General features: G+C 61.2%; 13 protein-coding genes. 6 read left to right on the top strand and 7 right to left on the bottom strand.

Annotated elements, in window-relative coordinates; genetic code table 11:
* Positions 1-149: 149 nt before the first annotated feature.
* Positions 150-815 (bottom strand): fumarylacetoacetate hydrolase family protein, encoded by a 666-nt coding sequence (locus FRT59_RS12520; RefSeq protein ID WP_153871340.1) that lies wholly within the window; start codon positions 813-815, stop codon positions 150-152.
* A 22-nt stretch (positions 816-837) separates the two neighbouring features.
* On the bottom strand, positions 838-2,232 hold the full coding sequence (locus tag FRT59_RS12515; RefSeq protein ID WP_034116291.1) for an FAD-binding oxidoreductase: 1,395 nt from the start codon (positions 2,230-2,232) through the stop codon (positions 838-840).
* Between the two features lie 205 nt (positions 2,233-2,437).
* On the opposite strand from FRT59_RS12515, the gene serA reads away from it, so the two are divergent.
* A complete protein-coding gene (gene serA, locus FRT59_RS12510) occupies positions 2,438-3,667 on the top strand; it encodes a phosphoglycerate dehydrogenase (RefSeq protein WP_034116292.1) in 1,230 nt (409 codons plus the stop codon).
* A 67-nt stretch (positions 3,668-3,734) separates the two neighbouring features.
* Here serA and FRT59_RS12505 read toward each other — a convergent pair whose 3' ends face one another.
* Entirely contained in the window at positions 3,735-4,175 is a 441-nt protein-coding gene (locus FRT59_RS12505; protein WP_153871339.1) for a DUF4399 domain-containing protein, read from the bottom strand.
* Positions 4,176-4,309: 134 nt separating this feature from the next.
* Between FRT59_RS12505 and FRT59_RS12500 the strand changes: the two genes are divergently transcribed.
* Positions 4,310-4,804, top strand: a complete 495-nt coding sequence (locus FRT59_RS12500) for a transporter substrate-binding domain-containing protein (RefSeq protein ID WP_153837416.1) — start codon at positions 4,310-4,312, stop codon at positions 4,802-4,804.
* Positions 4,805-4,907: 103 nt separating this feature from the next.
* Here the strand turns inward: FRT59_RS12500 and FRT59_RS12495 are convergent, their stop codons facing one another.
* Positions 4,908-5,402: a 2-thiouracil desulfurase family protein gene (locus FRT59_RS12495; RefSeq protein WP_034116295.1), complete on the bottom strand. Its 495-nt coding sequence runs from the start codon at positions 5,400-5,402 to the stop codon at positions 4,908-4,910.
* 2 nt (positions 5,403-5,404) lie between these two features.
* Positions 5,405-6,037 (bottom strand): 2OG-Fe(II) oxygenase, encoded by a 633-nt coding sequence (locus tag FRT59_RS12490; RefSeq protein WP_034116296.1) that lies wholly within the window; start codon positions 6,035-6,037, stop codon positions 5,405-5,407.
* Between the two features lie 131 nt (positions 6,038-6,168).
* Here FRT59_RS12490 and FRT59_RS12485 point away from each other — a divergent pair, with 131 nt between their 5' ends.
* Positions 6,169-6,921 carry a DUF2059 domain-containing protein gene (locus FRT59_RS12485; protein ID WP_153871338.1) on the top strand — a complete coding sequence of 251 codons (753 nt, stop codon included), beginning with the start codon at positions 6,169-6,171 and terminating at the stop codon, positions 6,919-6,921.
* A 105-nt stretch (positions 6,922-7,026) separates the two neighbouring features.
* On the opposite strand, the gene bipL is transcribed toward FRT59_RS12485, so the two are convergent.
* Entirely contained in the window at positions 7,027-7,968 is a 942-nt protein-coding gene (gene bipL, locus FRT59_RS12480; RefSeq protein ID WP_153871337.1) for a phospholipase BipL, read from the bottom strand.
* A gap of 99 nt (positions 7,969-8,067) precedes the next feature.
* Between bipL and FRT59_RS12475 the strand changes: the two genes are divergently transcribed.
* On the top strand, positions 8,068-8,643 hold the full coding sequence (locus FRT59_RS12475) for a DUF6436 domain-containing protein (RefSeq protein WP_153871336.1): 576 nt from the start codon (positions 8,068-8,070) through the stop codon (positions 8,641-8,643).
* Between the two features lie 27 nt (positions 8,644-8,670).
* On the top strand, positions 8,671-11,025 hold the full coding sequence (locus FRT59_RS12470) for a penicillin acylase family protein (protein WP_153871335.1): 2,355 nt from the start codon (positions 8,671-8,673) through the stop codon (positions 11,023-11,025).
* 9 nt (positions 11,026-11,034) lie between these two features.
* Here FRT59_RS12470 and FRT59_RS12465 read toward each other — a convergent pair whose 3' ends face one another.
* Positions 11,035-12,000 (bottom strand): GlxA family transcriptional regulator, encoded by a 966-nt coding sequence (locus tag FRT59_RS12465; protein ID WP_153871334.1) that lies wholly within the window; start codon positions 11,998-12,000, stop codon positions 11,035-11,037.
* Positions 12,001-12,159: 159 nt separating this feature from the next.
* On the opposite strand from FRT59_RS12465, the gene FRT59_RS12460 reads away from it, so the two are divergent.
* Complete coding sequence (locus tag FRT59_RS12460; RefSeq protein WP_153871333.1) at positions 12,160-12,801, top strand: HD domain-containing protein; 642 nt, start codon at positions 12,160-12,162, stop codon at positions 12,799-12,801.
* The last annotated feature ends 123 nt before the right edge of the window (positions 12,802-12,924 follow it).

Below are 12,924 nucleotides of genomic sequence, written 5' to 3'. Positions count from 1 at the left end.
GTGTGTGAAAAAAATGCAAAAGCACCGGACTTTGCAGATGCACAGAATCAAATGTGGGAGGGGGCTTGCTCCCGATTGCGGTCTGTCTGCCAGCTTATTTGTAGCTGACCTACCGCTATCGGGAGCAAGCCCCCTCCCACATTTGGAAATCAGCGCACGGTGCTTTCGAAACGGTTCACACCCGCCAGCTCCAACACCAGCTCATCCCCCACATTCAACGGGCCTACGCCCGCCGGAGTGCCGGTAAGAATCACGTCACCTGCCTGCAGGGAGAAGCACCCGGCCATGTGCTGGATCATCGGAACGATCGGGTTGAGCATCTGCGCGCTGTTGCCGTCCTGGCGTACTTCGCCGTTGATGCTCAAACGAATGCCGATATCGGTCACGTCCGCGAAGGTACTGCTAACCACAAAGGGCGCAATCACCGCCGCGCCATCGAAGCACTTGGCGATTTCCCACGGCAAGCCCTTGGACTTCAGCTCGGCCTGCTTGTCACGCAGGGTCAGGTCGAGGGCCGGGGCGAAGCCGGAGATAGCGTCCAGCACTTCTTCACGGCTTGGCTTGGTCGACAACGGCTTGCCGATCAATACGGCGATTTCCGCTTCGTAATGCACCGAACCACGCTCGGTCGGGATAGTAAAACCACCTTCCAGCGGCACCACGCAACTGCCCGGCTTGATGAACAGCAAGGGTTCGGTGGGCACCGGGTTATCCAGCTCCTTGGCGTGCTCGGCGTAGTTACGCCCGATACACACCACTTTACCCACAGGGAAGTGGATATTGGTGCCGTCGACATACTTGTGCTGGTAGCTCATGGAACGACTCCTTCAGGTGCGGTTAAACAGCGAAGATCTTGCCAGGGTTCATGATTCCGTTCGGGTCGAACACGGCTTTCACGGCCTTCATGTACTCGATTTCAACCGGCGAACGGCTGTAAGTCAGGTAATCGCGCTTGGTCATGCCCACGCCGTGTTCGGCGGAGATCGAGCCGTTGTACTTCTCAACGGTTTCGAACACCCACTTGTTCACCGTGGCGCACTTGGCGAAGAACTCATCCTTGCTGAGGTTTTCCGGTTTGAGGATGTTCAGGTGCAGGTTGCCGTCGCCGATATGGCCGAACCAGACGATTTCGAAATCCGGGTAGTGTTCGCCGACGATCGCATCGATTTCTTTCAGGAACGCCGGCACTTTGGAGACCGTGACCGAGATGTCGTTCTTGTACGGCGTCCAGTGGGAAATGGTCTCGGAGATGTACTCGCGCAGTTTCCACAGGTTGTGCAGTTGGGTTTCGCTCTGGCTCATCACGCCATCGAGCACCCAGCCCTGCTCGACGCAATGTTCAAAGGTTTCCAGGGCGTGGTTGGCTACCTCTTCGGTGGTGGCTTCGAATTCCAGCAGGGCGTAGAACGGGCATTCGGTCTCAAACGGCGCCGGCACATCGCCACGGCCGAGGACTTTGGCCAGGGCCTTGTCGGAGAAGAACTCGAAGGCCGTCAGGTCCAGCTTGCTCTGGAACGCATGCAGCACCGGCATGATCGAGTCGAAGTCGGTGGTGCCGAGCACCATTGCCGTGAGATTTTTCGGCGCACGGTCCAGGCGCATGGTGGCTTCGACCACAAAACCCAGGGTGCCTTCAGCGCCGATAAACAGCTGGCGCATGTCATAGCCGGTGGCGTTCTTGATCAGGTCGCGGTTCAGTTCCAGCACATCGCCCTTGCCGGTAACCACCTTCATGCCGGCTACCCAGTTGCGGGTCATGCCGTAGCGAATGACTTTGATCCCGCCGGCATTGGTGCCGATATTGCCGCCAATCTGACTGGAACCAGACGAAGCGAAGTCCACCGGGTAGTACAGGCCGTTTTCTTCAGCGACGTTCTGCAATTGCTTGGTGACCACGCCCGGCTGGCACACCGCTGTGCGGTCGGTGAGGTTCACGTCGAGGATCTGGTTCATATAGTCGAACGAGACGACCACTTCGCCATTGGCCGCCACCGCCGCTGCCGACAGGCCGGTACGACCGCCGGACGGCACCAGTGCGACCTTGTGGGCATTGGCCCAACGTACGATGGCCTGTACCTGTTCAGTGGTCTTGGGGAACACGATGGCGGTGGGCGCGGGTGCGAAGTGCTTGGTCCAATCCTTGCCGTAAGCCTCCAGGGAGTCTGCATCGGTCAGCACTTTGCCGGGCTCAACCAGGGTCTTCAGCTCATCAATCAGGGCAGGATGGGTCATCGACAGAACTCTCGAACAATTCATGGTCATCCTGAGAACGCTTCACGTCGCAGGAATAGGTGTTTAGCGGGGTGCGTATGCTAGCATACCGCCCCCGCAGGACAGACCCAAAGGGCGTTTCTGCGGTGACGGCTTTCCTGCCGTCCGGGTCAGCTTGCGCTGCTCGACTCCCTGCCAATTTTCTCCGGGATACAGGTTTACGCAGATGAGCAAGACTTCTCTCGATAAGAGCAAGATCAAGTTCCTTCTTCTGGAAGGCGTCCACCCATCGGCTGTCGACGTTCTGAAAGCCGCCGGGTACACCAGCATTGAGTACATCACCAGTTCTCTGCCGGAAGCCCAGCTCAAGGAAAAGATCGCCGACGCGCACTTTATCGGCATTCGCTCCCGCACTCAGCTGACCGAAGAGATCTTCGACCACGCCAAGAAACTCGTGGCCGTCGGCTGTTTCTGCATCGGCACCAACCAGGTCGACCTCAACGCAGCGCGCGAGCGCGGCATCGCGGTGTTCAACGCACCGTATTCCAACACCCGTTCCGTTGCGGAACTGGTCTTGGCCGAGGCCATCCTGCTGTTGCGCGGTATCCCTGAGAAAAACGCTTCCTGCCACCGTGGCGGCTGGATCAAAAGCGCGGCCAACTCCTTCGAAATCCGTGGCAAGAAGCTGGGTATCGTCGGTTACGGTTCGATCGGCACCCAATTGTCGGTCCTGGCCGAGGGCCTGGGCATGCAGGTGTTCTTCTACGACACCCTGACCAAACTGCCATTGGGCAACGCCACCCAGGTGTCGAGCCTGACCGAGCTGTTGGGTATGTCCGACATCGTCACCCTGCACGTTCCAGAAACCGCTGAAACCCAGTGGATGATCGGCGAGAAGGAAATCCGTGCGATCAAGAAAGGCGGCATCCTGATCAACGCGGCACGCGGCACCGTGGTCGAGTTGGACGCCCTGGCCGAGGCGATCAAGGACAAGCACCTGATCGGCGCCGCCATCGACGTGTTCCCGGTGGAGCCGCGCTCCAACGACGACATCTTCGAAAGCCCGCTGCGTGGCCTGGACAACGTGATCCTGACCCCGCACATTGGCGGCTCCACCGCTGAAGCCCAAGCCAACATCGGCCTGGAAGTCTCGGAAAAGCTGGTCAAGTACAGTGACAACGGTACTTCGGTATCGTCGGTCAACTTCCCGGAAGTGGCCCTGCCGGCTCACCCAGGCAAGCACCGCCTGCTGCACATCCACCAGAACATTCCGGGCGTGATGATGGAGATCAACAAGGTCTTCGCGGAAAACGGCATCAACATCTCCGGTCAGTTCCTGCAGACCAACGAGAAGGTCGGCTACGTGGTAATCGACGTCGACGCCGAGTACTCGGACCTGGCGCAAGAGAAGCTGCAGCACATCAACGGCACTATCCGTAGCCGCGTGTTGTTCTAACGCTTTAAACGCCGCACAAAAAATGGGAGACCCGCAGGGGTCTCCCATTTTTTTGTCTGAACAAATCTTACTTGACGGTAATCGTGATGACTTTGGAGGCTACAGTCGGTTCGAACTGGCGATGCACGTTGTCGCCAGCCACCAGTTGCAAGGTGTGCTTGCCCGGCGTCAGGGTCAGCTCGGTTTCGGTCTGCGCCTTGCCGAAGTGAATCGAGGTGGCGGTGGCCGGAATCGCCTCGTCGGCCTTGAGCGACTCTACTTGCTGGTCTACCAGCAGGTGATGGTGGCCGGCGCCTGGCACTTGTTTGTCGATCGGCTCAAGGTCCAGGCCCTTGATGCCAAATTTGACGGTAAAGGTTGTGTCGACAGTAGCGCCGTCTTTAGGCGAGACAATGAACACTTCAGCACCTGCGGGAGCGGGTGTGCGCGGCAGATCGGCAGCGGTCGCCAACATCGAAGCACCCAGCAACAAGCTGGCCAGGGTGGCACGGGACAAAAGGGCTTTCATTCGCTTCTCCAGTTTTTCTGTGAAATTTGTAGGGTTATGACAACTTCGCGACAAATCGCGGTCCAAGGCACTCAACACCATAGCAAAGCGATGCTCAACAGCGCCTCGCTCACACGAATTCTTTAGGAGTGACCATGCGCTTTTCGCCTGGCCTTGTACTGTTGCTGTCCCTCCTGAGCCCCTTGGCTCATGCCGAACTGATCGATGACGTCAATGATCGCGGCGAACTGCGCATTGCCCTGGAAGCCAACACGCCTCCCTTCAACTTCAAGGACGGCGAGAAACTCACCGGTTTTGAAGTGGAGTTGGGCGAGCAACTGGCCAAGGAGATGGACGTACGCCCCTCATTTATCACCACTGACGACAGCGACCTGTTGCCAGGCGTGGAAACCGGCAAGTACGACGTGGCTATCAACCATATCGCTATGACTGCCGAGCTGCGGGATCGGTTCGATTTCAGCGAGCCTTATCGCGTGAAGCCGGACTTGGCGATTCCATTCCAGAAAGGCAATCCAGCGTTCAAGAGCAGCCTGGACAAGGCGCTGGAGCGGGTGAAGGCGGATGGTCGCTTGAAGGCACTGGCGCAGAAGTGGTTTGAGGGTGACACACCGGTAGTCAAGGCACCCTAGATCACCTGTGGGAGCGGGCTTGCTCGCGAATACGGTGTGTCAGTTAGCAAATTAGTTGACTGACACTCCGCTTTCGCGAGCAAGCCCGCTCCCACATTTTGTTCTAGGTATGGCTTGAGAGATGGGCCAGCGCCAACGCCGCCTCAGGCAATTGCAGCTCACTGAACACCTGCACCCCATGGCGCTTGAGCAGTGCTGCCGTGACACCTTCGCCGCTCACCTTCACGCCGCTGAAGGTGCCGTCATAAGTCAGCACATTGCCACAGGACGGGCTGTTGGCCTTGAGGATGGCGATGCGGATTGCGTGGCGCTGCACCAATGCCAGCGCCTGGCGCGCGCCATCGAGGAATGCGGCGCTGAAGTCTTCGCCTTCGGCGGTGAGCACCTGGGCGCGGCCTTCCCACACATCGATACCTTGGCCGCCAGGGATTTCAGCCGAGGGCCTGGGCGTCGGCAAACCACCCGCCACCTCCGGGCACACCGCAACCACCCGGCCTTCGGCCTGCCACGCCGCCAGTTGATCGAACGGGCCGCTGGCCCCGCCGTCATAACGCACCTTGTGCCCGAGCAGGCAGCGGCTGACCAGAATCTTTTCCATGGTTAAAACGGCTCGTTACCCCGCCGGCGAAACCAGCCGGTCAACGACAGGCGCTCTCGCGTGGCAGGCAGGACTTCGTGGGGCACCTCGCCCGACAGGAACACCACCAGGCAACCACCGGTGGGCACCACATCGTATTCGACGCCGCCCTTGAGGTACATGCGCAACTGGCCGCCATGCTCGGGCAGCCAGGCGTCGTTCAAGTAGATCACCGCCGAGACCATCCGCCGGTCATCGTCGCGAAAACGGTCCACATGCTTGAGGTAAAACGCGCCGGGCGGGTACATCGCGAAGTGGCTTTCGAAATCTTCCAGGCCGAGGAACAGACTGCGGTTCATCGCCAGGCGCAGGCTGTCCATGATCGCCATGTAAGTGTCGCAGACAGCCGCGTCACCCGCCTCCAACCACTGGATATGGTCACCGCGAATGCCCTCGCGGATCTCCTGGGCCGGCCCGCGCCCCACCGCCGCGGGTGCCAGTTCACCCTCTGCCGCACGTTTATGGCACTCAGCAGCGAGTTCCAGGGTCAGAGCCTGGGGCAGGAAGCCATTCTGCTGCGACCAGCCTTTTTCGGCCAGGTCGTCAACGATGCGTTGCAGCAGCGGGTGATCGAGGGGTATTTGCATGGCGCGCATAGTATCCATACGCCTATGAATCCGACAGAGCCGCTGAGCGTCTGAATACACTTTAGTCAGGTGGCTGATAGGACTTCTCGACAAATCCTACGCCCGACACGGACAATAGTGGCCGACTGACAGGAGTCCATATGCGTCGTTTGTTTTTTTCCGTGTTGATGTTCTGCGTTTTGCCCGCTTGGGCAGACGGCCATGACCAGCTGTACAAGGTCGCCGGCTGGGCCGAGCAACGTGCGCATTTCAATGACGCCCTCAGTGCCGCGCAGCAACGCTACCGCAACAGCCTGCCGCCGGTGGTGTACCAGGCGCTGGTGGACAACAGCAATAAACGCTTTGCCGCCCAGGCCATGGACCAACGTGCCGAGGCGCAACTGCGCAAGCACCTGACAGACCCGAAACCGGCCCTGGCGTTTTTCCAATCGCCCCTGGGCCGCAAGATTGTCGCCGCCGAGTTGCTGGCCACGCGCCGCGACCAATTGGCAAAAAACGCCCAGGGCCTGCCGAAAATCCAGGCCGAAGCCACCCGCAGCCTGATCATCGGCCACCTGGCCCAGGCCCTGCCCGCTCGTGAAGCCGGCGCGGAGGTCAGCCTGGCGATTGCCGGCGTGGCGGCCGACAGCTTGAGCCAGATGATCCCCGGCCTGCTCGGCGGCGGCCAGGCCCAGGGCATGTTGAATGGCCAGCGCGAGCGGCTGATGCAGCAGATCGATAAGGATCTGAACAACACGCTGCTGTACGTCTATCGGGAGTTGTCCGACCCGGAGCTGGAAGAGTTCGCGACGTTTGCCGAGTCGCCGGAGGGAAAGGCGTATTACCAGGCGGCCCTTGCGGCCATTCGCGCCGGACTTGCAGTAGGCCAAAGCACTTCCAGCCTGACGCAGTAAAAAATGTGGGAGCGGGCTTGCTCGCGAATGCAGTGTGTCAGTCAGCAAATCAGGTGACTGGTACTGCGCATTCGCGAGCAAGCCCGCTCCCACATTTAGCCTGTGTTACTTCAGTTGATCCGTGAGAAAACTGAAGTACTCATGACGAATCTCTGGAATCTCATTGGCCAAGTGATGCCTGCCCCGCGGCAGCATCAGCACCTCTGGCCGGTCGAACTTGCCCCGTAACACCTGCAAGTTGTGTCGCCAATCCACTGTCATATCTTCCTCACCCTGCACGATCACCGGCCGCCGGGGGCTGCGCGGTGCGGCTTCGATGCGCTTGATCCAGCGCGCCAGGGCCCCCACCCAGGCGGTCGGCAGTTGACGAGGCTGGAGCGGGTCGGCTTCAAGGAACGGTTTGAACGCGGGGTCGTTGGAGTTATCGCTGAAGCGCCGGGCGATGCCTTTGACGAACGGGCGCAGCAGGTAGTAGCTGACCTGCGACCAACCCCAGGCACGCGGCCGCACCAGGGGAGACAGCAGGAAGGTCTGGCCCTGCGCCGGGCTGTCGGCGCCGTGGTTGAGCAGGTGATCCACCACAATGGCGCCGCCGGTGCTTTGCCCGAACAGGTGCCAGGGTTGTGGCAATTGCAGCGCCTTGGCCTCGGCGAACAACGCCTGCACCACGTCCTGATACACCGCAAACTCATCAATGCTGGCGCGCGCGCCGCTGGACAAACCATGCCCCGGCAGGTCGCAGGCGATCACCACGAAGCCCTGGTCCAGCGCCCAGTCCACCACATGGCGGTACAGCCCCATGTGGTCGTAGAAGCCGTGGAACATAAACATCGTCGCCACAGGCACAGGCGGCCACCACACCTGGGCCACCACTTCAAAGCCATCCACCTCCAAGCGCCCCAGGCGGCTCACGGCCGGCACCTTGCGGGCGGCCAGGTCAAGCCCATAGAAACGTTGATAGACCCTCGCCTCGGCGCAAAGCGGTTGCGCATCCACCAAGGGTCGCAAGCTTTCGCGCAGATGATCAGGGTCAAAGGTAACGGGCATAAAGGCTTCCAGACTTGCGGTGAAGATGAATATCGAGCTGCGATATTCATCTGTCAGGACAAGCATGGCAAGCTACGCGACCTGCGAGGATACCTCTGAATGCGACCGCCCTACCGAAACGCCTTGTTCGCCAGCCTGATCCTGGTTATCTGCGCCGGCGTGCTGTGGGCCGCGTATGACTGGTTCCAGGGCCGCTACCTGCGCGCCTTCAGCGAACACACGGCAGTGTTCTCCGGCGATGCGTTGCAACTGCCCGCCGCCCTCAGCGGCCCTGGCCCGATTCGCCTGGTGCATTTCTGGGACCCGGCCTGCCCGTGCAATGTCGGTAACCAGCAACACCTGGGCGAGTTGATCGAGCAGTACGCGCCCCAAGGCGTGGAGTTCTATGCCCTGCAAAAACCGGGCAGCCACGGCCAGTTGCCGGATAACCTGCGCCACATGAAAAACCTCGACGCCCTGCCCGGCGCCGACCAGATACCCGCCAGCCCAGCCGTGGGCATCTGGGATCGCACGGGCAAGCTGGCGTATTTCGGCCCCTACAGCGAAGGGCTGACATGCAACGCCAGCAACAGTTTTATCGAGCCAATTCTCAAGGCACTTGGAACCGGACGCGAACTGAATGCCACTCACACCCTCGCGGTAGGCTGCTATTGTTCGTGGCCTAAGGATCTGTAGCCCGTTCACTTTTGCTAAGGAATGTTCATGAAGCGCGTCTTGCAGGTTTTCGCGGTTCTGATTGTGCTCGGCGCCCTGGGCGCCGGCTGGTATGTCTACAGCAAGCAACCCATGCGCCAGGGCACGGTGACCCTGGCCCACCTGCAGGGCTCGGTCACGGTGCGCTACGACGACCGTGGCGTGCCGCATATCCGCGCCGAAAACGAGGCCGACCTGTATCGCGCGCTGGGCTATGTACATGCCCAGGACCGGCTGTTCCAGATGGAGATCATGCGGCGCCTGGCCCGTGGCGAGCTGGCCGAAGTGCTGGGGCCGAAGATGCTCGAGACCGACAAGCTGTTTCGCAGCCTGCGTATTCGCGAACGCGCCTCAAGCTACGCCGAGCACATGGCCCCTGACTCAGCCGCCTCAAAAGCCCTGCAAGCCTATCTGGACGGGATCAACCAATATCAGGCCAACCACCCCAGCCCCATGGAGTTTGACGTGCTGGGCATCCCCAAGCGCGCCTTTACCGCCGAGGACAGCATCAGCGTCGCCGGGTTCATGGCCTACAGCTTTGCCGCGGCGTTTCGTACCGAGCCGGTGCTGACCTACGTGCGCGACCGGTTGGGCAGTGACTATCTGAAAGTCTTCGATCTCGATTGGCAACCCAAGGGCGCGCTTAACCTGGCGGCCAGCGATTGGCAGGCACTCGGCGCCATCGCCGCCCTGAGCGAACAAGCCCTGGCCGACAACGGCCTGCCGCAGTTCGAAGGCAGCAATGCCTGGGCCGTCAGCGGTAGTCATACCCAAAGCGGCAAGCCGTTGCTGGCGGGTGACCCGCATATCCGCTTCTCGGTGCCATCGGTGTGGTACGAGGCGCAGCTGTCGGCGCCCGGTTTTGAGTTGTACGGCTATCACAACGCGCTGGTGCCGGTGGCGTTCCTGGGGCACAACCTGGACTTCGGCTGGAGCCTGACCATGTTCCAGAACGACGACCTCGACCTGGTTGCCGAGAAGGTCAACCCGGACAACCCCAACCAGGTGTGGTATCACGGCCAATGGGTCGACATGACTCGCAGCGAGCAACAGATCCAGGTCAAGGGCCAGACGCCGGTAACCTTCACCCTGCGCCGATCACCCCATGGCCCGATCATCAATGACGTGCTCGGCGAGAACGCCGGCAGTACGCCGATTGCCATGTGGTGGGCGTTTCTGGACACCGAGAACCCGATCCTCGAAGGCTTCTACCAGCTCAACCGTGCCGATACCCTGGCCAAGGCGCGTGCCGCGGCCGCCAAGGTCTCGGCGCCGGGCCTGAACATCATGTGGGCCAATGCCAAGGGCGATATCGGCTGGTGGGCGGCGGCGCAGTTGCCAATCCGCCCCGCCGGCGTCAACCCGGCGTTCATCCTCGATGGCAGTACCGCCCAGGCCGACAAACTGGGTTTCTACCCGTTCAGTGCCAACCCCCAGGAAGAAAACCCGGCACGCGGCTATGTGGTGTCCGCCAATGCCCAGCCGGCCTCGCCTACCGGCATGGAAATTCCCGGTTATTACAACCTGGCTGACCGTGGCCAGCAGTTGAACGCGCAGTTGAGCGACAAGAGCGTGAAGTGGGATGTGACCAACAGCCAGGCCCTGCAACTGGGCACCACCACCGCCTATGGCCCACGCCTGCTGGCGCCGCTATTGCCGGTGCTGCGCGAGGTGGTCAAGGACCCGGCGCAATTGAAGCTGGTGGAGCAACTGGCCAACTGGAAAGGCGACTACCCGCTGGATTCCACCAGCGCCACGCTGTTCAACCAGTTTCTGTTCAGCCTCGCCGACGCGACCTTCCACCCGAAACTGGGCGACGCACTGTTCAAGACCCTGCTCGGTACCCGTGTGATCGACGCTGCGCTACCGCGCCTGGCCGCTTCGGCGGATTCGCCCTGGTGGAACGGCAAGCGCGCCGATATCGTCAAGCTCGCCTGGGACAACAGCCTCACGCACCTCAAGACCACCTTCGGCGATGATCCGGCGCAGTGGCAATGGGGCATGGCGCACACCCTGACCCACGGCCACCCGCTGGGCACGCAAAAGCCGTTGGATAAGATCTTCAACGTCGGCCCGTTCCCGGCACCCGGCAGCCACGAAGTGCCGAACAACCAGACCGCCCCGATCGGCCCGGCACCCTGGGCGGTGACCTACGGGCCGTCAACGCGGCGCTTGATCGATTTCGCCGACCCGACCCATGCCCTGACCATCAACCCCGTGGGGCAAAGCGGCGTGCCGTTTGACACCCACTATGGCGATCAGGCGCAAACCTATATCGAAGGCGGCTACGAGCAGGCGCATTTCAGTGACGAGGAAGTCACGGCCAATACGCGCGGCACCCTCAAGCTGCTGCCTGCCAGATAGACATGATGGCTACACCGGCGCCGCAAAGTTAAGCCTGAACTGTTGCGGCGTGACGCCCAGCCGTCGGTTGAACACGCTGCGCATGTGCTGAGCATCGCGGAACCCGCATTGATAGGCCACGGTCTTGAGCGGCGCATGGCCGCTTTCGAGCATCACCCGCGCCGCATCCACCCGCGCCCGCTCGACGAATTCCGCCGGCGTAATCCGCGCTTCACGGGCGAACACCCGGGAGAAGTTGCGCGCACTCATATTGGCTGCCTTGGCCAGGTCGGCAATGGTCAAGTCCCCCGTCAGGTTCGCCAGCACGTACAACTGCACCAGCGCCACCGCCGAGGTGGTTTCGGCATGGGGCGTAAGGAACGGGCTGAACTGCGATTGCCCGCCCGAGCGCTGGGTGAACACCACCAGGCGCTTGGCCACGCTCAACGCGACTTCCGGACCGTGATCCTGGGCCAACAGGTACAGCGACAGGTCGATACCTGCCGTGACCCCGGCCGAGGTGTAGAGGTTGCCGTCCTGCATGTAGAGACGGTCGGCTTCGACCTTGGCCGTAGGACACCGGCGCGCCAGGTCTGCGGCATCGCCCCAATGGGTGGTGACCGTTTTCCCATCCAGCAGGCCGGCGCGGGCGAGCATGAAGGCGCCGTTGCAGATCGAACCGAAGCGTTTTGCCTTGGCGGCGGCAGCGCGCAGCCAGTCATCAAACTGGGGGCCGAAGTCTTCGAAAGGCAGTTGCGGGCCACCGGCGACCAGTAGCAGGTCGTAGGGTTGCAGGGCTTCGCTGTAGTGTTTGTGAGCCTGCAAGGACAGGCCGTTGGAGGCAGCCATAGCGCCGTGACCGAAGCCGATGACTTCCAGGTGATAGTGGTCTTCAGGCGCCAGGAAGCGGTTGGCCTCGCAGAACACATCCATCGGCCCGGTCACATCCAGTGACTGGACGCCGGGGAAGATCAGGATCGCGACGGTTTTGCTCATGAAGACACACCTTTTTATAACTGGAAAAACGCAAATCCCCTGTGGGAGGGTGCAGCCTTGGCGCGATGTGCCGGCACATTGGCCGAGAACGCTCCCTCGCCGCGATAGCTGCGTCGCGCCCGCGCGACCAGACTGGATGCTTTCCAGAGGAGAACCACCATGAGCACCACCATCGCCGGCATCCAGATCCCCGACAGCGCCTTGGCCAAGGCCACCACCGAATACATCCGCGACGTCGAATCAGACCTGCTCTACCACCACTCACGCCGGGTATTCCTGTTCGGTGCCCTGAGCGGTGAGCGCAAGCAACTGACCTACAACCCGGAATTGCTGTACGTGGGCGCAATGTTCCATGACCTCGGCCTGGTGGAGGGCCATCGCAGTGACAACGAGCGTTTCGAAGTGGACGGGGCCAACGCCGCCGCTGCGTTCCTCAAACCTTATGGGCTGAGCGATGACGATATCGAACAAGTGTGGCTATCCATCGCCCTGCACACCACGCCTGGCGTGCCGCGGCACCTGCGCCCCACCGTAGCACTGGTGACTGCCGGTGTGGAAATGGACGTGCTGGGCATGGACTACGCCGCATTCAGCAGCGTACAGCGCGAAGCGGTGGTGCATGCGCATCCACGCGGTGAAGGGTTCAAGGAGTGCATCATCTGCGCGTTCGCCGACGGCTTGCGTCATCGCCCGCAGACCACGTTTGGCAACGTGAAGACTGATGTGCTGGTGGATCAGGAGCCGGGGTTCAAGCCGATGAATTTTGTCGAGGTGATTCGTAAGTCGCCGTGGGCTGCGTAATCAGCCTGAAATGCAATCAAATGTGGGAGCGGGCTTGCTCGCGAATGCGGTGGATCAGTCTAGACATCTGGTGACTGACACTCCGCATTCGCGAGCAAGCCCGCTCCAACATTTTGATCCGAT

This window comes from Pseudomonas haemolytica (genome assembly GCF_009659625.1).
Classification (GTDB): Bacteria; Pseudomonadota; Gammaproteobacteria; order Pseudomonadales; family Pseudomonadaceae; genus Aquipseudomonas; species Aquipseudomonas haemolytica.
The sequence above is the reverse complement of the archived record's forward strand: the minus strand, read 5'-3'. Positions and strand labels throughout refer to the sequence as shown.

Bases quoted from the DNA above. Each gene is read 5' to 3' on its own strand.
- FRT59_RS12520 (WP_153871340.1), bottom strand. From the start codon at position 815: ATGAGCTACCAGCACAAGTATGTCGACGGCACCAATATCCACTTCCCT.
- FRT59_RS12515 (WP_034116291.1), bottom strand. From the start codon at position 2,232: ATGACCCATCCTGCCCTGATTGATGAGCTGAAGACCCTGGTTGAGCCC.
- serA (WP_034116292.1), top strand. From the start codon at position 2,438: ATGAGCAAGACTTCTCTCGATAAGAGCAAGATCAAGTTCCTTCTTCTG.
- FRT59_RS12505 (WP_153871339.1), bottom strand. From the start codon at position 4,175: ATGAAAGCCCTTTTGTCCCGTGCCACCCTGGCCAGCTTGTTGCTGGGT.
- FRT59_RS12500 (WP_153837416.1), top strand. From the start codon at position 4,310: ATGCGCTTTTCGCCTGGCCTTGTACTGTTGCTGTCCCTCCTGAGCCCC.
- FRT59_RS12495 (WP_034116295.1), bottom strand. From the start codon at position 5,402: ATGGAAAAGATTCTGGTCAGCCGCTGCCTGCTCGGGCACAAGGTGCGT.
- FRT59_RS12490 (WP_034116296.1), bottom strand. From the start codon at position 6,037: ATGCGCGCCATGCAAATACCCCTCGATCACCCGCTGCTGCAACGCATC.
- FRT59_RS12485 (WP_153871338.1), top strand. From the start codon at position 6,169: ATGCGTCGTTTGTTTTTTTCCGTGTTGATGTTCTGCGTTTTGCCCGCT.
- bipL (WP_153871337.1), bottom strand. From the start codon at position 7,968: ATGCCCGTTACCTTTGACCCTGATCATCTGCGCGAAAGCTTGCGACCC.
- FRT59_RS12475 (WP_153871336.1), top strand. From the start codon at position 8,068: ATGCGACCGCCCTACCGAAACGCCTTGTTCGCCAGCCTGATCCTGGTT.
- FRT59_RS12470 (WP_153871335.1), top strand. From the start codon at position 8,671: ATGAAGCGCGTCTTGCAGGTTTTCGCGGTTCTGATTGTGCTCGGCGCC.
- FRT59_RS12465 (WP_153871334.1), bottom strand. From the start codon at position 12,000: ATGAGCAAAACCGTCGCGATCCTGATCTTCCCCGGCGTCCAGTCACTG.
- FRT59_RS12460 (WP_153871333.1), top strand. From the start codon at position 12,160: ATGAGCACCACCATCGCCGGCATCCAGATCCCCGACAGCGCCTTGGCC.